Origin of the sequence: Pseudomonas thivervalensis (assembly GCF_001269655.1) — a bacterium.
Lineage (GTDB): Bacteria > Pseudomonadota > Gammaproteobacteria > Pseudomonadales > Pseudomonadaceae > Aquipseudomonas > Aquipseudomonas thivervalensis.
In genome coordinates, this window is record NZ_LHVE01000004.1 from 137,090 (window position 1) to 154,576 (window position 17,487).

Below are 17,487 nucleotides of genomic sequence, written 5' to 3' on the forward strand. Positions count from 1 at the left end.
CATTCATTCAAGCTGACCCACCGCTATCGCGAGCAAGCTCGCTCCCACAGAGGGTCTCCCACAGGGGGACTGGGGCCAGTCAGTGGGCGTAGCGCTTGGCGATCAGGTGATCGATGGACAGCCACCCCGGCCCACGGGCCATCAGGTAGAGCAATACCGCCGCCCAGGTGCCATGGGTCGGGTAGGCGTCCGGGTAGACGAACAGTTGGATGGTCACGGTCATGCCCAGCAAGGCCAGCGCCGAAAAGCGTGTCGCCAGGCCAAGCAGGATCAGGACCGGGAACACATGCTCGGCAGAAGCCGCCAGGTGCGCGGCCAGTTCCGGCGACAGCAGCGGCAGGGCGTATTCGCTTTTGAACAGGGGGATGGTCGAGTCCGCCAGGTGCGGCAGGCCGATCTGGAAGGTACCGTCGAACAGGTCGATGGCCAGGCCTTCGATTTTGGTCTGGCCGGATTTCCAGAACACGGCGGCAATCGAGAAACGTGCAACGAAGGCGATCAGGCTGTGGGGGATTTTCTCCAGCCATTGAATCAAACCGGCAATCAGAGCGTTCATGGAGATACCTGTTCGGCTAGGAGGTGAATGATGGCCTGATGACGGATGAGGCCCGCCAGGGTGTGTTCCAGGTCGAGGTCGTTTGAGGCGTCAATGGCTGCAGTCAGGGACACCCCCTGTTGCAGGGCCGCGATAAACCCATGGGCAGCGTGACTGATCGCAAACACCTCCACGTCCAGGCCGTTGCGCAGCACCAAGGCGTTTTGCGCGGGGAAGGCTTCGAACGGCACGGGTGTCTGGTGCTGATGGGCGGCCCAGATCGTCACCACGGCGAAGGGCGATTGCAGCAGGCGCAGCGACGGGTGAAGCCCGATCTTCAGGTGCCCCGCCAGCGTAGGGGAGGACAGCGCCGCCACGATTCGTTCTTGCGCCATGGGCTCGGCGTCGGCGGCGTGCCAGGCTTGTCTATGCAGTCGCTCCAGGCGAGCGACGTCCGCCAGGTACGGCACGCTGGCGGCGGGTTCGAAGTGTTCGATGAACTCGGCAAAGTCGCCCCCGTAGTCGTTCATCACCGGGCTTCGCGGTGCCGTCGATTGGACATAGACCCCGGCCATGGCCCGGAAGAACTCCTCGCCCACCAGTTGCATCACCACCGGGTAATTGTCGGCCAGGGCATTGATCAATGAGCTGAGCACGTTATTGCGGTACACCGCGAAACGGCTTTCCGGGTCCGCGCCGTTGGCGCTGATCAGGCCGGGCGGGCAAGCCTTGCGTGGATCGAGCAGGGCGGCGGCGAATGCATGCTGGTCGCTCATGAGCGCGCTCCAGCGGCGCTCAACAGTCGATCGGCCTGGTGCGCTTCGGCCAGCAGCACCTCCCACGCAGGGACGTGGTTGTCGCGCTCGATCAAGGTAGCGACCGGCCCGGTGCGCTCCAGTGCCTTGAGGTACAGTTGCCAGACCGTGTCGTCGATGGGCGCGCCGTGATCGTCTATCAGCAGGCGTTCGCCGAGGCTGTCGGTGTCTTCGGCAAAGCCGGCCAGGTGAATTTCGCCGGTCGCGTGCAGGGGCAGGGCGTCGAGGTAGGCCAAAGGATCGCGGCAGTGGTTGACGCACGAAACGTAGACGTTGTTTACATCCAGCAACAGGCCGCAGCCGGTGCGACGGATCACTTCGCTCATGAAGTCTGGCTCGTCGAGAGTCGAGGTTTCAAAGCCCAGGTAAGTGGCCGGGTTTTCCAGCAACAGCCTGCATTTGAGGCTGCTCTGCACCTGATCGATGTGCTGGCAGACGCGGTCGAGGGTCGCCTCGTCGTAGGCCAGGGGAAGCAGGTCATTGAGAAACACCGGGCCGTGGCTGGACCAGGCCAGGTGTTCGGAAAAGGACTGGGGCTGATAGCGTTCGATCAACGCGGCCAGGCGCTGCAGATGTGCGACATCCAGCGGCCCCTCCCCACCGATCGACAGGCCGACGCCGTGCAATGACAGCGGGTACTGTTCGCGTATCCGCCCCAGGAAGTGATGAAGCGGCCCGCCCGCCACCATGTAGTTTTCCGCGTGCACCTCAAAGAAGCCCAGATCCGGACGGGTCTGCAGCACCTCACGAAAATGCTCGCTCTTGAGCCCCAGCCCCGCCTTGGGCGGCAGCCGGCTATCAAGGGCGAGGGAAGGGGGCTTCAACATGGTGACGGGCCTCAGGCAGATGCGATCAGGACTTGGCTTTGAACGCTTCGAGCTGGCCGAAACCGGTCGGGGAGGTTTTGCTTTCCTTGGTGGTGCACGTGCCTTTGGGCACCGATTTCCAGGCGTTGGCCTGATAGTCCATTTTGGCCGTACCTGCACAGGTGGTGCCGGCACCGGCGGCGCAGTCGTTCTTGCCTTTGAGGGCGACACCGAAGCATTTTTCCATGGTGTCGTCGGCTGCGTGGACGGTCGAGACGGCTGTCATGCTCAGGGCTGAACCCAGGGCCAGGACCAGGGCGGCGGCGGACAGGGTGCGGGTCGAAGCAGTCATGGTGATTCTCCAGTCATTCAGGGAAATGAACCGGCGTTAGTGCCGGTCTACTGAACTAGAGAGGGGAGGTAGGGGAGTGTTACAGCGGGGGCAAGATTTTTTTGAGTGACCCCGAAACCTGTGGCGAGGGCGCTTGCTCCCGCTGGGCTGCGAAGCGGCCCCCAAGATTTGCGGCCGCTGCGCAACCGAGCGGGAGCAAGCTCCCTCGCCACAAAGACATTCATTTAAAAAGTGCAAAAAAAAACGGCCCGAAGGCCGTTTTTTCATGGACGCAGACTCAACCGCCCAGGTACGCCTCGCGCACTTTCGGGTCGGTCAGCAGGGCTTCACCGGTGCCTTGCATCACCACGCGACCGTTCTCCAGCACGTACGCCCGGTCGGCGATTTTCAGCGCCTGGTTGGCGTTCTGCTCCACCAGGAACACCGTCACGCCATCCTTGCGCAGTTGTTCGATGATGTCGAAGATCTGCTGGATGATGATCGGTGCCAGGCCCAGGGACGGCTCGTCGAGCAGCAGCAGCTTGGGCTTGCTCATCAGCGCACGGCCGATGGCGAGCATTTGCTGTTCGCCGCCGGACATGGTGCCGCCGCGCTGGGTGAAACGCTCTTTCAGGCGTGGGAAAAGGTGCAGGACCTTGTCCATCTGTTCCTGATAGTCGCCCTTATCGGTGAAGAACCCGCCCATGGCGAGGTTTTCTTCCACGGTCAGCCGGGCAAATACCCGACGGCCTTCAGGCACGACGGCGATGCTCTTGCGCATGATTTGCGCCGAGTCCTGGCCCACCAGTTCTTCACCCATGTAGCGGATGCTGCCGCTGTGGGCCTGGGGCGAACCGCAAAGCGTCATCAACAACGTTGATTTGCCGGCGCCGTTGGCGCCGATCAGCGTGACGATTTCGCCCTGGCGGACTTCGACGTTGACGCTGTGCAGCGCCTGGATCTTGCCGTAGAAGGTGGAAACGTTTTCGAACTGCAGCATTTACGCTTCCCCCAGGTAGGCTTTGATCACTTCAGGATTATCGCGGATCTGTTCCGGCGTACCGTCGGCCAGGGGCGTGCCCTGGTTGATCACGACGATGTGGTCGGAAATGCTCATGACCAGCTTCATGTCGTGCTCGATCAACAGCACGGTGACGTTGTGCTCCTCGCGCAGCACGCCGATCAGCGCCTTCAGGTCTTCGGTTTCCTTCGGGTTCAGGCCGGCGGCCGGTTCGTCGAGCATGAGGATCCGCGGGCGGGTCATCATGCAGCGGGCGATTTCCAGACGCCGTTGCTGACCGTAGGCCAGGGTCCCGGCGGTACGGTTGGCAAACTCGGTGAGGTTGACCTTGTCCAGCCAGTACTCGGCGTACTCCATGGCCTCGCGTTCGCTCTTGCGGAACGCCGGGGTCTTGAACAGGCCGGCAAAGAAGTTGGTGTTCAAGTGACGATGCTGGGCGATCAACAGGTTCTCGACCGCGGTCATGTCCTTGAACAGCCGCACGTTCTGGAAGGTGCGCACCACACCCTTGCGGGCGATGTGATGGCCGGGCAGGCCCTGGATCGGCTCGCCATCCAACAGGATGGTGCCGCCGGTGGGCTGGTAGAAGCCGGTCAGGCAGTTGAACACGGTGGTCTTGCCCGCGCCGTTCGGCCCGATCAAGGCAACCACTTGCTTCTCTTGCACGGTCAGGGCCACGCCGTTGACCGCCAGCAAGCCGCCGAAGCGCATGCTCAAGTTTTCGACTTTCAGGATCTCGCGACTCATTTGCGCAGCTCCATGTGGGGGCGTTGCATAGGCAGCAGACCTTGAGGACGCCAGATCATCATCAGCACCATCAAGGCGCCGAACATCAACATGCGGTATTCGCTGAATTCACGCATCATTTCGGGCAGCAGGATCATCACGATCGCCGCCAGGATCACGCCCAGTTGCGAGCCCATCCCGCCCAGCACCACGATGGCGAGGATGATCGCCGACTCGATGAAGGTAAAGGATTCCGGCGTCACCAGGCCCTGGCGGGCGGCGAAGAAGCTACCGGCAAAACCGGCGAATGCAGCGCCGAGGGTGAAGGCCGACAGTTTGATCACGGTGGGGTTGAGACCCAGGGCACGGCAGGCGATTTCGTCTTCACGCAGCGCTTCCCACGCACGGCCGATCGGCATGCGCAGCAAACGGTTGATGACGAACAGCGCCGCCAGGGCCAGCAACAAAGCAACCAGGTAGAGGAAGATCACCTTGTTGATCGAGTTGTATTCCAGGCCGAAGTACTCGTGGAACGTCTGCAGGCCTTCGGCGGCTTTACGCTCGAAGGTCAGGCCGAAGAACGTCGGTTTCTCGATGTTGCTGATGCCGTTCGGGCCACCGGTGATGTCGGTCAGGTTGCGCAGGAACAGGCGGATGATCTCGCCGAAACCCAGGGTCACGATCGCCAGGTAGTCGCCGCGCAAGCGCAGGACCGGGAACCCCAGCAGGAAACCGAAGGTGGCGGCCATCATCCCGGCGATCGGCAGGCAGATCCAGAAGCTCAGGCCGAAGTAATGGGACAGCAGCGCATAGCTGTAGGCCCCGACGGCGTAGAAGCCGACGTAACCCAGGTCCAGCAGGCCGGCCAGGCCGACGACGATGTTCAGGCCCAGGCCCAGCATCACGTAGATCAGGATCAGCGTGGCGATGTCCACCGCGCCGCGAGAGCCGAAGAACGGCCACACCAGGGCCACGATGATCAGGCCCAGCACGATCCAGCGCTGGGTGCTCGGCAGGGTCAGGAAGTTGCTGGCCTTGGCCGGGATCACCGGCAGGCCGGGCGAAGACTTCCAGGCCGCGCTGATCTGCGTGCTGAACAACACGCGTACGAACATCAGCAGCGAGCACACGGCGATAGTCGCGAGGATGGCCGGGCTGGTGCCGTGCACTTCCAGGTTGATGCCGACGATGGTCAGTTTAAGACCCAGTACCGGGTAGGCCACGGCCCAGACCAGCAGGGCGCTGAAGAGCGCCGATTTGAGATGCCTAGTCATACTTTTTCAACCTCCGGGCGGCCCAGGATGCCGGTCGGCCGGAATAACAGAACCAGAACCAACAAGCCGAATGCCACGACGTCCTTGTACTGGTCGCCGAAGATGTCGGCGCCAAAGGCTTCCGCCACGCCCAGCACCAGCCCGCCGAGCATGGCGCCGGGGATGCTGCCGATGCCGCCCAGTACCGCGGCGGTGAAGGCTTTCAGGCCCACGAGGAAGCCGGCGTTGGGGTTGATCACGCCGTATTGCATGCTCAACAGCACCGCGGCGATGGCGGCCAGTGCCGCACCGATGACGAAGGTCAGGGCGATGATGTTGTTGGTGTTGATGCCCAGCAGGTTGGCCATCTTGATGTCCTCGGCGCAGGCGCGGCAGGCGCGGCCGAGGCGGGAACGAGAGATGAACAACGTGAGGCCGAGCATGGCGACCAGCGTCACCACGAACACCACGATTTGCATGTAGGAAATCAGCACTTCATGTGCCCCGCCTGGCCCGATGGCAAAGTTGCCCGGGATCAGGTTGGGAATGGATTTGTCCTTGGAGTCTTGCGAGAGCAGTACGGTGTTCTGCAGGAAGATCGACATACCAATGGCGGAAATCAGCGGGATCAGACGGTTGCTGCCGCGCAGGGGGCGGTAGGCGATCCGTTCGATGCTGTAGCCATAGGAACTGGTGACGACGATGCTCGCGATGAAAGCCGCGGTCATCAACAGCGGGACACTGTCGAGTCCCATCATGGCCAGCCCGGCGATGGCGATGAACGCCACGTAGGAGCCGATCATGTATACCTCGCCGTGGGCGAAGTTGATCATTCCAATGATGCCGTAAACCATCGTATAGCCGATGGCGATCAGGGCATACGTGCTGCCAACGGTCAGGCCGTTAACCAGCTGCTGGAAGAAGTGATAGATGTCAGGCATTACAGCGCTCCTAAAAACCTGATACGCATTTCACTGGTGGAGTCATTTTCCCGCCCGGGCCCCGTGGATCTTCATCCACTTCGAACTCGAGGTTTGCCAGCGAACCGCTGATGACGGTTTTGAGATTTTCAGGTGGGGAGACTGGCGGATCACGCCAGCGCGGCCCAATACATTTAAAACAAAGCCCACGGCACGCCGTGGGCTTTATTGGCAGTCAGTCAGGCCAGGCCTTACTGAGGCGAAGCTTCGGTTTTAGGTTTGCCGAAATGCCACTCGTAGACCACGAACTTGAAGTCCTTCAAGTCGCCTTTCTCGTCGAAGCTCAGGTCGCCGGTCGGGGTCTTGAAGGTGCCTTTGTGGATGGCTTCAGCCACTTTGCCTGCGTCTTCGCTCTTGGCGGCCTTGATTGCATCGGCGATCACGGTCACGGCGGAGTAGGACGGGAACACGAACGGACCGCTCGGGTCTTCTTTCTTGGCCTTGAACGCGTCAGCCAGGGCAACGTTGGCCGGATCCTGGTCGAAGGATTTCGGCAGGGTCACCAGCAGGCCTTCGGAAGATTCCTTGGCGATTTGCGAGATGGAGTCGTTACCCACGCCTTCCGGACCCATGAACTTGGCCTTCAGGCCTTTTTCCTGGGATTGACGCAGGATCAGGCCCAGCTCCGGGTGGTAGCCGCCGTAGTAGACGAAGTCGACGTTGGCTTGCTTGAGCTTGGCGATCATCGAGGAGAAGTCTTTGTCGCCGGCGTTCACGCCTTCGAAGACGGCCACTTTCACGCCTTTGCCTTCGAGGGTTTTCTTCACGGCGCTGGCGATGCCTTCACCGTACTGCTGCTTGTCGTGCAGGACCGCAACGATCTTCGGCTTGACGTGGTCGGCGATGTAGTTGCCGGCCGCAGGGCCTTGGGCGCTGTCCAGGCCGATGGTACGGAAGATCATCTTGTAGCCGCGAGCGGTGATGTCCGGGCTGGTGGCCGCCGGGGTGATCATGATCACGCCTTCGTCTTCGTAGATGTCGGAAGCTGGCTGGGTGGAGCTGGAGCACAGGTGGCCGACCACGAACTTGACGCCGTCGTTGACGACTTTGTTCGCGACCGCGACCGCTTGTTTTGGATCACAGGCGTCATCGTATTCAACGGCTTCGAGTTTCTTGCCGTCGACGCCGCCCTTGGCGTTGATCTGTTCGATGGCCATTTTCGCGCCACTGAACTGCATGTCGCCGTATTGGGCTACAGGGCCGGTCTTAGGGCCGGCGATGCCGATCTTGATGGTGTCGGCGGCAAACGAATGGCTGGCAACCCCGGCCAGAACCATAGCGGCAAACAGTTTGGAAATCTGCTTAGTAGCCTTAGTCATAGTGCTCCACTCATGCTGTTGTAGTTTTTATAGTCCTGGCGCCGTAGCAGCAGAACCGGGTCAGATATCTTGGATACCCTCGCGGAAAATGCCCCCGGCAACTGTACCGGTACAGTGTAGAGCGCCGATTGTTGGCAAGGGAAGCTGGCGCTTGGGGGCAAAACCTGGGGGTGTCGCTTAATTGAAAGAAAAAGACAGAATAGCGGCGGGGGTTGTCCGGTCGTTTCGGCAATCCTTGGCTTTCCTGCGCTTTTCAATCGGTACTGCAATTGCTACCGGGTTTTTCTGCCAGACCACCGACGTTATCATTCGCGCCGATTTCTTTTCCGGACAGCTCCCATGAATCAAGAACCTAGCACCCTCTATGCCAAGCTGCTTGGTGAAACCGCATCCATCACCTGGAAAGAGCTGGAGCCGTTCTTTGCCAAGGGTGCCCTATTGTGGGTCGATCCAGCACTGGATTTGATCGCCGCCGCCGAGGCCGTTGCCCAGGACGAAGGTACCAAAGTCGCCGCCTGGCTGGCCGCCGACCAGCTCGCCAAGCTGTCTGAAACGCGGGCGCTGGATTTTCTGGAACGTGATCCGCAGCTTTGGGCGGTGGTGGTTTCGCCGTGGATTATGATCCAGGAAAGGGCGTCGAATTGATCGGCGCACCAAGTTGGTTCGTGTTTTGGCGCTTGGAAAAGTGTGTAGGTGAGTAGCGTGATGGCACCCTGCCGTGGCGAAACGCCACAGGAGAGGGTGACGTATACGTAACGGGAACAGTTTATGGAGCAGCCTTTGGGCTGCTCAATTGTTTCTGAATGTTTGTGCAGATTAAAAGATCGCAGCCTTCGGCAGCTCCTACAGGGGCGCGCCGCGAATTCAGGTGAACCGCAGCCCGTAGGAGCTGCCGAAGGCTGCGATCTTTCAAGGCTTACCTCAATACGTCCTGCCCGTATGGTTATTAAGAGAAATAACCTTGGTCTTGCCAATCCGGTGACGGTAGATCTCACGCAGGTACTTGATGGACTTCTTCACGCAGTCGCGGGACAGGCGGATGTCGTTGATCGAGACGAACTTGTCCTTGTCGTTGATCAGCTCACGGTATTTCTTTTCGTACATCGGCTTGATCGCGTACCAGTTGGTGTCGAGGATCTTCGCCGGGTTCTCGAATTCGTTGAGCAGGTCGTCGATGCGTGCTTCGTCGAAGTCTTCATTGATGATGAAGTCCAGGATCGAGTTGTCCAAGGTGTCGTCGAAGCGGTACGGGGTGCGGGCGAAGCAGCGCTTGATAAACGCCACGATCAAGGTCAGGAAGTCATCCGACAGGCACGGGCTCTTGGCGATCAGGGTGGTGAGCGACAGGTTGGCCGATGCGCCGATCACCAACGCGTAACGCTTGAGCGTGGTGTTGGGGAACAGGCTGTTGAGGTGGGTCTTGAGCCGGTTCAGGTCCATGTAGGACAGCTTGTAGTCCTTGGGCAAGGAGACGATCGACACCACCGACGAGCAATTCTTGAAGAAGTGCAGGTCATGCAAGGCCGCGGCGTCGTAGCCGGAATTCTTGTATTGCTCCAGCGAGGCGCGGTAGCGCTTGGATTCGATCGGCAACAGGCTGATGCCTTCGATGGCCTGGGTGACTTTGTTGAAGTGCGGCAGGTCGATGGAACGGAAGAACAGGTCGTCGATGTTCAGGCGCGGCGGCTCTTTCTCGAACACCTTGAACTTGTCGCCGCTCGGCGCCGGGGTTTCCGGGACGACGGACTCGGCGTAGGCAATCGCCACCGGGCCGGCGAGGCTCATGAACAGGTCGTTGGCGTCCAGGCGAATGGTTTCGCCGATGTCGATGCCGGCGCGACGGAAGTAGTTCTGGTCGTAGTCGGTGGTGACGGCCTGGGCCGTCAGGATGTTGAAGATCTGCTGGGAGATGTACTGGTTGGCGTGCTTCTCCATGGCATTGACATCAATGTTCTGGATGTTGCCGTCATCGCTTTCTTCGGCGTAGCGCATGATGTCGTTGGAGATCAGCATCATCGCGTTCCACGGGCGGATACGCCCCATCACACTGGCTTCGCTGCTGTCTTCGTTGGCGAAGTTGTACGAGAAATCCCATTCTTCCGAGAGGTATTTGCACAACAGGCGCCCGGCGTTGATGTGCAAGGCCTCGGACATTTCGCTGCGATGGTCGGAAATATTCGGCAGCACGCAGATGCCGCTGGTGAAGATCGGCTCGAAGACGAAAGAGTGACCGCTCTTGCTGTCGTGCTCGTCCATCGGCTTGGTGTCGAACGTCTTGTTCATGTACGAGTACTGCTGGGCCAGGCCGAACTCCGAGGCCATGCCCGAACCGGTACCGCCGCCGGCGCTGAAGATCGAGAAGTACAGGCGCGACTGGTTGGCCTTGATGCCGCAGCTGTCGATCAGGTACGAGTGGATCATTTTCCAATCGGGACTGGAGAAGCGCTGGGTGTCCTTGTTCAGGATGATCTTGGCCAGGTACTGGCCGAGGATCGGCGCGTTACCGGCGCCACCGGCGTGGACTTCCGACAGGTCCATGATTTTCATTTTGCTGTAGTCGCGCAAGAAGCCGCTTTTCTCACCTTTGCGCGAGAAGCGGATGCGCCCGGCGATGTCCTTGTCCAGGTCTCCGAGCATCACCAGTGGTTCCACCAGGAATACCGGCTTGCTGGCCTTGCTGGTGCCCAGGCGCAGGTTGTTGCGGATCCACTGCGCGGGGCTGTGGCCCTTGTCGCTGTAGCCTTTGTCGTCGGCGTTGAATTCGTTGAGGTAGAACTTGCGGGCGTTGTATACCAGTTCGGCCACGTCCAGGGCGATGTTGGAGCCGCAGCGCCCCAGGCCGATCAGGCACACCGACGGGAATTCCTGCTGGGTGCGGTCGAATTCGTCGTCCACCAGGTGCGGTGGGCGCGGGAACACGGTGTCACGCAGGCCATCGAGGTTGTCGAGGATACGGTCGGTGTTGGTTTCGGTGAAATACAGGTACTGCTGGGTCGACAGAGGGCGCGGTGGGAGCGACGGCTTCGAGACTTCCGGGCCATTGGCGGCCGGGCTCAAGGTCAGATCGGATACCGCAGTGGCTGTTTTTTTTGAGGTCATTGTGCGCCATATGCCTGGAATGGTGGCTCGACGAATGCAGTCATCGAACCCACGCGGATGGGAATTCGCGCCGGGGTAAACGCGAATATCGGTCCAAGCGGTCAGGGCTGCAGCCTGAGCAGCGCTCGGGATAATCTTTTCCTGATCATGTTGAATCGGCCACTCGGCCTCGATCTTTAACCAGCAAAAGGCAAAATGATGGCAATTGTTACAGGAAATTGATCGGCATCAAGAAATACGCCGCTTCCCATGGCCGGGTATCAGTCTTGCGAATAATTGGAGACAGCTCCCGTGCCGCTGTCTAGATTGCATATCCAGGCCACGGACCGTTGGCCCATAACAATAAAAGAGACGGACCCATGCAGAACTCGACCCAAGCGGCGAATGCCTGGCGCATTCTGTTCCTGTTGTTCCTGGCCAACCTGTTCAATTTCTTCGACCGCACCATCCCTGCGATCATCATCGAGCCGATCCGCATGGAGTGGAGCCTCAGCGACTTCCAGATCGGCATCATCGGCACCGCGTTTACCATCGTTTATGCCATTGCCGGCTTGCCCCTGGGACGCATGGCCGATAACGGTTCGCGCAGCAAATTGATGGGTTGGGGCCTGGCGGCCTGGAGCGGACTGACGGCGGTCAATGGGCTGGTGGGCAGTTTCTGGGCGTTCCTGGTGGTGCGCATGGGCGTCGGGATCGGCGAGGCCAGCTACGCGCCGGCGGCCAACTCTTTGATTGGCGATCTGTTCCCGGCCCATCGTCGGGCGCGGGCCATGGGCATCTTCATGCTCGGCCTGCCACTGGGCCTGTTGTTGGCGTTTTTCACCATTGGCGCGATGGTCAAGGCCTTCGACAGCTGGCGCGCGCCGTTCTTCATCGCGGCGGTGCCGGGGCTGGTGCTGGCGGTGTTCATGTTTTTCATCAAGGAGCCCAAGCGCGGCGCGGCGGAAACCGTGCAGGTCTCCCAGGAAAAAATCGACAAGCCGGTTCGCCGAGTGCTGGCGATTCCTACCTTCCTGTGGCTGGTGCTGGCGGGGCTGTGCTTCAACTTCGCCACCTATGCCTGCAACTCATTCCTGGTGCCGATGCTGCAGCGTTATTTCCTGATGCCGCTGCACGAGGCGGCCGTGGCGACCGGAATCATGGTGGGCGTGACGGGGTTGTTCGGGCTCACCCTTGGCGGCTGGGTCGCCGACAAGATCCACCAGCGCGTGCCCAACGGCCGCCTGCTGTTTGCGGCGTTCAGCCTGGCGATCTCGACGGTGACCACGGCCTGGGCCCTGCATGCCGGGCGCATTGAGATCGGCGTGTTTGTGGCGGTGTTCAGCGTCGGTTGGCTGTTTGCCTATAACTTTTACACCTGCGTCTACACCGCGATCCAAGACGTGGTGGAACCACGCCTGCGTGCCACGGCGATGGCGTTGTACTTTGCCGGGCTGTACTTGCTTGGCGGCGGCCTGGGGCCGGTGGTGGTGGGCGGTTTGTCCGACTACTTCGCCCGCACGGCGATGGCGACCGCAGGCGCCCCGCAGATGACCGAAGCCTTCAAGGCCATCGGCCTGCATGACGCAATGTACCTGATCCCGGTGGCGCTGCTCTTGACCATGGTGTTCCTGTTCCTGGCGTCACGCTGCTTCGTGCGCGATGCCAAGCGGATGAAGGACGGGATGAGCGCGGTGGTGGTGCCCGAAGGTGTCGTGGCGACGGCCTGAAGAGATTTTGTGGCAATGGTGCTTTTGTGGTGACGGAGCTTGCTCCCGCTGGACTCTGTAGGAGCTGGCGAAGCCTGCGATCTCTTGATCTTTCGCTTGAAACTTAATTGTCTGGGACAAAGATCGCAGCCTCGCTTCGCTCGACAGCTCCTATAGGCGGCCCAGCGGGAGCAAGCTCCCTCGCCACGGGTTCAGTGTTGTTCTGTCTACCGAGCCTTTTCGTCCCGCCCGCGCAGCAGGCGATTGGGCATCGCCACCGCCGCGGCCAACCCCAGCAGCGACACCGCCGCGCTGATCAACAGCAAATGCCGGAACGTCGCCTGCAATGCCTGGCGCAAGGCGTTCTGCGCCTCGCCCGGGGCAGCGTTGAGGCCGTCCAGCAGGACGTTGCCGGAATGCCCTTCGCCGATCAGCGACGAGCCGGCGAGCCGAGCGAAGCTTGAATCCTGCAGCAAGGCCAGCAGCAACGCCGACATCAGGGCCACGCCCACCGCGCCGCCGAGGGAGCGGAACAAGTTGGTGGTGCTGGTGGCGACGCCAATGTCCTGTTGCTGCACGGCGTTTTGCGAGCCCACCAGCGACGTGGGGAACTGCATGCCGGAGGCGATGCCGCTGAGCAGCATGAACAGGCTGCTGAGCCAGAACGCATCAGGCGCCGTGAAGGCCATGCCGAGGATGGCGAACGGAAAGAGCAAGGCACCGCTGAGGATCATCGGTTTGTAGCGCCCCGTGACCGAGGTCCGGCGGCCGGCGAAATACGCGCCGATCGGCAACCCTATTGCCAGCGGCAACAAGTGCAAGGCCGCGCTGTCGGCACCGGCGCCGGTCACGCTCTGGAAGCGCAACGGCACCAGCACTGTCAGGGAAATCGCCTGGAAACTGGTGAAAAACACCGTGCACCAGCACAGCACCGCACTGCGGTTGGCGAACAGGTGCATTGGCAGCAACGGTTCCCGGGCTCGGCGCTCGTGCCAGGCGAACACCGCCAGCGCTACCCCCGCGCAACCCAGCAACCCCAGCACTTCATGGCTGTACCAGGCATGGCCTTGGCCAACCTGGGTGATCCCCAGCAACAACGCCGTCAGGCCGATGATCAGCAACACGGTGCCCAGGTAATCGATGATCGGCGTGCGTTGCGGCACCGGCAGCCCAACCAAGGTGCGTCGGGCCACCCACCAGGCCACGAGGCCCAGCGGCAGGTTGATCCAGAACACCCAGCGCCACGACAGGTATTCGGTCATGTAGCCGCCGAGCACCGGCCCGGCCACGCTGGCCACCGCGTACATGCTGCTGAAATACCCTTGGTAGCGGCCCCGCTCGCGGGGCGGGATGATGTCGCCGATGATCGCCTGACTCACCGAAATCATCCCACCGGCGCCGATGCCCTGGAGAATCCGCGCGAGCACCAGTTGCTCCATGTTTTGCGCCAGGCCACAGAACAGCGAGGCCAGGGTAAACAGCCCCATGCCGAACAGCATCAGCGGACGGCGACCGTAGAGGTCGCCGAGCTTGCCGTAGATCGGCACCGCCACGGTCATGGCGACCATGTAGCCGGAAATCACCCAGGCCAGCAGGCTGACGTCGGCAAATTGCGCGGAGATGGCCGGCATCGACACGGCGACGATGGTCTGGTCCAACGCACCCAGGAATATCGCCAGCATCAGGGCCACCAGCACGCTGCGGATGGCCGGTTTCGGGGCTTGGAGCGTATTGAGCTGAGTCACGGCAGAACCTGCGGGCATCGCGCCAAAGAGGCGAATGGGACGAAGCCCGCAGTTTAAGTCGATAGGCGGCTATTCGATAGCCTCATAAGGAAGTCCGACGTAATTTTCCGCAATGGTTTTTCGACCGGCCTCGGAGTCGAGGAAATATTCCAGCTCGGCTTCGCTGATGCGCTGGTTGAAGGCATCGTCGTCGAAGCGGTGCAGCATTGAAGTCATCCACCAGGAGAATCGCTCGGCTTTCCACACGCGTCGCAGGCAGATGGCCGAATACCGCTCCAGCAAGTCCACACGGCCGTCGCGATAGACCTTGAGCAGGATGTTGAACAACGTGCTGACATCGCTGGCCGCCAGGTTCAGGCCCTTGGCCCCGGTGGGTGGGACGATGTGGGCCGCATCGCCCACCAGGAACATCCGCCCGTGCTGCATCGGCTCGACCACGAAACTGCGCAGCGGCGCGATGCTTTTCTCGATGGACGGGCCGGTTATCAGGGCGTCGGCCAGGTCGGCGGGCAGGCGGTTTTTCAGTTCACCCCAGAAACGCTCGTCCGGCCAGTCGGCGACATTTTCCTCAGCGGGGACTTGCAGGTAGTAACGAGTGCGGGTCTTGGAGCGCATGCTGCACAGGGCAAAGCCGCGGTCGTGCCGCGCGTAGACCAGTTCCTCGTGGACCGGCGGGGTGTCGGCCAGCACGCCGAGCCAGCCAAACGGGTAGACGCGCTCGAAGACCTTGAGTTTTTCCGCCGGAATGGACTGGCGCGCCACGCCGTGGAAACCGTCGCAACCGGCAATGTAGTCGCAGTCCAGGCGCCAGGTTTGCCCTTCATGTTCGAAGGTCACGAAGGGGTGTTCGGTTTGCATGTCGTGGGGCTGGGCATCGCTGGCCAGGTACAGCGTGCGAGCGCCGGCGGCTTCGCGGGCGGCCATCAAGTCCCGGGTAACTTCGGTCTGGCCGTAGACCATGACGTTTTTACCGCCGGTCAGGCCCTTGAGGTCGATGTGCACCCGCCGGTCATTGAGTACCAGTTCAAAACCGTCATGGGGCAGGCCTTCGGCGTCCATGCGTTGGCCGACGCCGGCCTGGCGCAGCAGGTCGACCATGCCTTGCTCCAGCACACCGGCGCGGATGCGGCCCAGGACATAGTCCGGGGTCTGGCGTTCCAGGATGACAGTGTCGATTCCAGCGTTGTGCAGCAACTGGCCGAGCAGCAGGCCAGAGGGGCCGGCGCCGATGATAGCGACTTGGGTCTTGAGGGTTTTCATTGTTCTTATGACTCGCACGAAGCACGCGACCAGGGTCGGTGTTGATTATTAGAAATCGAGTGCCTGCATTTTTCGCTTGCGGACCTGTCAGTTGAAGGGGAAAACTGAGCCGATACCTGTTCTTTTCGCCAATCGGTGCGATTATCGCCCGCAACCCCAGGCCCGGATCCACGTTATGAAAAAACCTGACCTGCCTTCGATCCCGGTGTTCAAGCTCTACGGCGAGAGCCAGGAATGGCCGACGCCGGACCTGTTGCACTGCGAGACCATCTCCAAGCGCAGCCGCGAGCATCAATGGGAAATCAAGCCCCATCGGCACGCCGACCTGTGCCAGTTGTTGTTTGTTTTCAAGGGCCAGGCGGAGTTGGAAATCGAAGGCCGGCGCACCCAGCTCACCGAGCCGACCGTGCAGATCCTGCCGCCGCTGTCGGTCCATGGTTTTCGTTTTTCCGAGGATGTGGAAGGGTACGTGGTGACGTTGGCGGCGCCGCTGGTCACGCACCTGCAAGCGCAGCTTGGGCATTCGGTCAACGTGCTGGCCCAGGCCGAAAGCTACCCCGCCCTCGAGAATGCCGAGTACCTCAACAGCCTGTTCAGCGCCTTGCAGAATGAGTACATGGGGCATCAGCCGGCCCGGGAAATGCTGATGCATGCGCTGGTCAGCGTGATCATGGTCTGGGTCAGCCGCCAGGTGATGCAGCGACACACCCAGGCCCAGCGCCCGCAACGGGCCCGGGAGTACCTCAACGGCTTCATTCAGTTGGTGGAAGAAACCTATCGCGAGCACGTCAAGGTCGAAGACCTGGCCCATCGCCTGGGCATCTCCGTGTCGCACCTCAACGGCACCTGCCGGGAACTGGCGGGGCAACCGGCGTTGCAGATCATGCATGAGCGTCAGTTGCTGGAGGCCAAGCGCCTACTGACCTATACCGGCATGACCATCTACGAGATTTCCGAACTGCTCGGGTTTTCCGACCCGACCAACTTCACCCGGCTGTTTCGCCGCCGCGTCGGTATCTCGCCCAAGGCGTTCCGGGACCGGCTCAAGACCGATCGACAGGACGACTGACCACGTCTCAGCGCAGGGCGTTCAGGGTTGCGCTGTGGGGGATGCAGCGTTCGTAGTTGCAGCTGGCGTATTCACGGGGCAATTGCCTGGCCTGCTCGACCCGGTAGGCCGCCGTGCCATACAGCGCAAGCGTAGCGGCGCAGGTGAGGAACATGGCGAGGCGTCTTCTTGTTTTGATGTTCATGGCGATGACCTCTGAACGAATACCCGGGGGTACTACGTTCAGCATAGGTCAGCTATAGCGAGTTGCCAGCCAGGCAGGCTTTGTGTGTAACCCGGTATTCAGACCGCTGATAACCCCTGTGGGATCCAAGCTCCCCAGGGCTGAAGCAGGGCTTCATTGTGGCGAGGGAGCTTGCTCCCGCTGGGCTGCGCAGCAGCCCCAAAATGTTGCGGTCGCTGCGCAACCGAGCGGGAGCAAGCTCCCTCGCCACAGGTTCACTTCATGTCAGCAGTGGCCGTGTTTCTCAACCAGTTACTCCAGGTGTTCCGGCTTCATCGGGTCGCCCGGCTTGACGTCCAATTGGTGGCGCACGTCTTCGAACATTTCGTCGTAGTACTTGTGCATCGAGCCGATGCTGGCGGTCTTGGGCAAGCCGTATTTCTGGGCGATGCGCGTGGCGTGGCGGGCGAAGTCGAAGGCCTGGTCCTTGGCCAGGAAAAAGGTCTCGTCCAGGCTTTTTTCTTCCACCGAGCCGTGTAGCCGGAACGACATGCCCGTGCCCTCCTTGGGGTCCCGCTCAACCTTGTAGTCGATGCACAGGTTGTAGCTGAAATCATCCTTGTTCAGCGCATGGCGTTCCATGTGCAGGTGACCGGGTTTGAACGTGGCCATAAACG

17 protein-coding genes are annotated in these 17,487 nt (G+C 61.1%); 3 read left to right on the forward strand and 14 right to left on the reverse strand.

What is annotated here, in order from left to right; all coding sequences use genetic code 11:
- Positions 1–79: 79 nt before the first annotated feature.
- The 9 genes from AD659_RS05405 to AD659_RS05445 form a co-directional block, all read right to left on the reverse strand.
- Positions 80–556 carry a DoxX family protein gene (locus AD659_RS05405; protein ID WP_053119034.1) on the reverse strand — a complete coding sequence of 159 codons (477 nt, stop codon included), beginning with the start codon at positions 554–556 and terminating at the stop codon, positions 80–82.
- Positions 553–1,311 carry an HvfC/BufC N-terminal domain-containing protein gene (locus AD659_RS05410; protein WP_053119036.1) on the reverse strand — a complete coding sequence of 253 codons (759 nt, stop codon included), beginning with the start codon at positions 1,309–1,311 and terminating at the stop codon, positions 553–555. The genes AD659_RS05405 and AD659_RS05410 overlap by 4 nt, the downstream gene beginning before the upstream one ends.
- A complete protein-coding gene (bufB, locus tag AD659_RS05415) occupies positions 1,308–2,177 on the reverse strand; it encodes an MNIO family bufferin maturase (protein ID WP_053119038.1) in 870 nt (289 codons plus the stop codon). The genes AD659_RS05410 and bufB overlap by 4 nt, the downstream gene beginning before the upstream one ends.
- Before the next feature lie 25 nt (positions 2,178–2,202).
- A complete protein-coding gene (locus AD659_RS05420) occupies positions 2,203–2,508 on the reverse strand; it encodes a BufA1 family periplasmic bufferin-type metallophore (protein ID WP_053119040.1) in 306 nt (101 codons plus the stop codon).
- A gap of 277 nt (positions 2,509–2,785) precedes the next feature.
- On the reverse strand, positions 2,786–3,487 hold the full coding sequence (locus AD659_RS05425; RefSeq protein WP_053119042.1) for an ABC transporter ATP-binding protein: 702 nt from the start codon (positions 3,485–3,487) through the stop codon (positions 2,786–2,788).
- Positions 3,488–4,255: a high-affinity branched-chain amino acid ABC transporter ATP-binding protein LivG gene (gene livG / locus AD659_RS05430; RefSeq protein ID WP_053119044.1), complete on the reverse strand. Its 768-nt coding sequence runs from the start codon at positions 4,253–4,255 to the stop codon at positions 3,488–3,490.
- The gene (locus AD659_RS05435; protein WP_053119046.1) at positions 4,252–5,508 is read right to left on the reverse strand and encodes a high-affinity branched-chain amino acid ABC transporter permease LivM; all 1,257 of its coding nucleotides are present in this window, start codon (positions 5,506–5,508) and stop codon (positions 4,252–4,254) included. Before AD659_RS05435 ends, livG begins: the two co-directional genes overlap by 4 nt.
- On the reverse strand, positions 5,505–6,428 hold the full coding sequence (gene livH / locus AD659_RS05440) for a high-affinity branched-chain amino acid ABC transporter permease LivH (protein ID WP_014336891.1): 924 nt from the start codon (positions 6,426–6,428) through the stop codon (positions 5,505–5,507). Before livH ends, AD659_RS05435 begins: the two co-directional genes overlap by 4 nt.
- A gap of 230 nt (positions 6,429–6,658) precedes the next feature.
- A complete protein-coding gene (locus AD659_RS05445) occupies positions 6,659–7,786 on the reverse strand; it encodes a branched-chain amino acid ABC transporter substrate-binding protein (protein WP_053119048.1) in 1,128 nt (375 codons plus the stop codon).
- 339 nt (positions 7,787–8,125) lie between these two features.
- Here AD659_RS05445 and AD659_RS05450 point away from each other — a divergent pair, with 339 nt between their 5' ends.
- Positions 8,126–8,431 carry a DUF2288 domain-containing protein gene (locus tag AD659_RS05450; protein WP_053119051.1) on the forward strand — a complete coding sequence of 102 codons (306 nt, stop codon included), beginning with the start codon at positions 8,126–8,128 and terminating at the stop codon, positions 8,429–8,431.
- Between the two features lie 276 nt (positions 8,432–8,707).
- Here the strand turns inward: AD659_RS05450 and AD659_RS05455 are convergent, their stop codons facing one another.
- Complete coding sequence (locus AD659_RS05455; protein WP_053119052.1) at positions 8,708–10,885, reverse strand: hypothetical protein; 2,178 nt, start codon at positions 10,883–10,885, stop codon at positions 8,708–8,710.
- A 359-nt stretch (positions 10,886–11,244) separates the two neighbouring features.
- On the opposite strand from AD659_RS05455, the gene AD659_RS05460 reads away from it, so the two are divergent.
- The gene (locus AD659_RS05460) at positions 11,245–12,594 is read left to right on the forward strand and encodes a spinster family MFS transporter (protein WP_053119054.1); all 1,350 of its coding nucleotides are present in this window, start codon (positions 11,245–11,247) and stop codon (positions 12,592–12,594) included.
- 206 nt (positions 12,595–12,800) lie between these two features.
- On the opposite strand, the gene AD659_RS05465 is transcribed toward AD659_RS05460, so the two are convergent.
- Entirely contained in the window at positions 12,801–14,318 is a 1,518-nt protein-coding gene (locus AD659_RS05465; protein WP_053119055.1) for an MDR family MFS transporter, read from the reverse strand.
- 69 nt (positions 14,319–14,387) lie between these two features.
- Complete coding sequence (gene pobA, locus AD659_RS05470; RefSeq protein WP_053119058.1) at positions 14,388–15,578, reverse strand: 4-hydroxybenzoate 3-monooxygenase; 1,191 nt, start codon at positions 15,576–15,578, stop codon at positions 14,388–14,390.
- 175 nt (positions 15,579–15,753) lie between these two features.
- On the opposite strand from pobA, the gene AD659_RS05475 reads away from it, so the two are divergent.
- Positions 15,754–16,647 carry a helix-turn-helix domain-containing protein gene (locus AD659_RS05475; protein ID WP_053119060.1) on the forward strand — a complete coding sequence of 298 codons (894 nt, stop codon included), beginning with the start codon at positions 15,754–15,756 and terminating at the stop codon, positions 16,645–16,647.
- 7 nt (positions 16,648–16,654) lie between these two features.
- Here the strand turns inward: AD659_RS05475 and AD659_RS29925 are convergent, their stop codons facing one another.
- Together AD659_RS29925 and AD659_RS05485 are read right to left on the reverse strand one after the other, a co-directional pair.
- Positions 16,655–16,831, reverse strand: a complete 177-nt coding sequence (locus AD659_RS29925; RefSeq protein WP_167352856.1) for a hypothetical protein — start codon at positions 16,829–16,831, stop codon at positions 16,655–16,657.
- A gap of 291 nt (positions 16,832–17,122) precedes the next feature.
- Positions 17,123–17,482, reverse strand: coding sequence for a DUF5064 family protein (locus AD659_RS05485; protein WP_053119064.1), 360 nt, complete (start codon positions 17,480–17,482; stop codon positions 17,123–17,125).
- Positions 17,483–17,487: the final 5 nt, after the last annotated feature.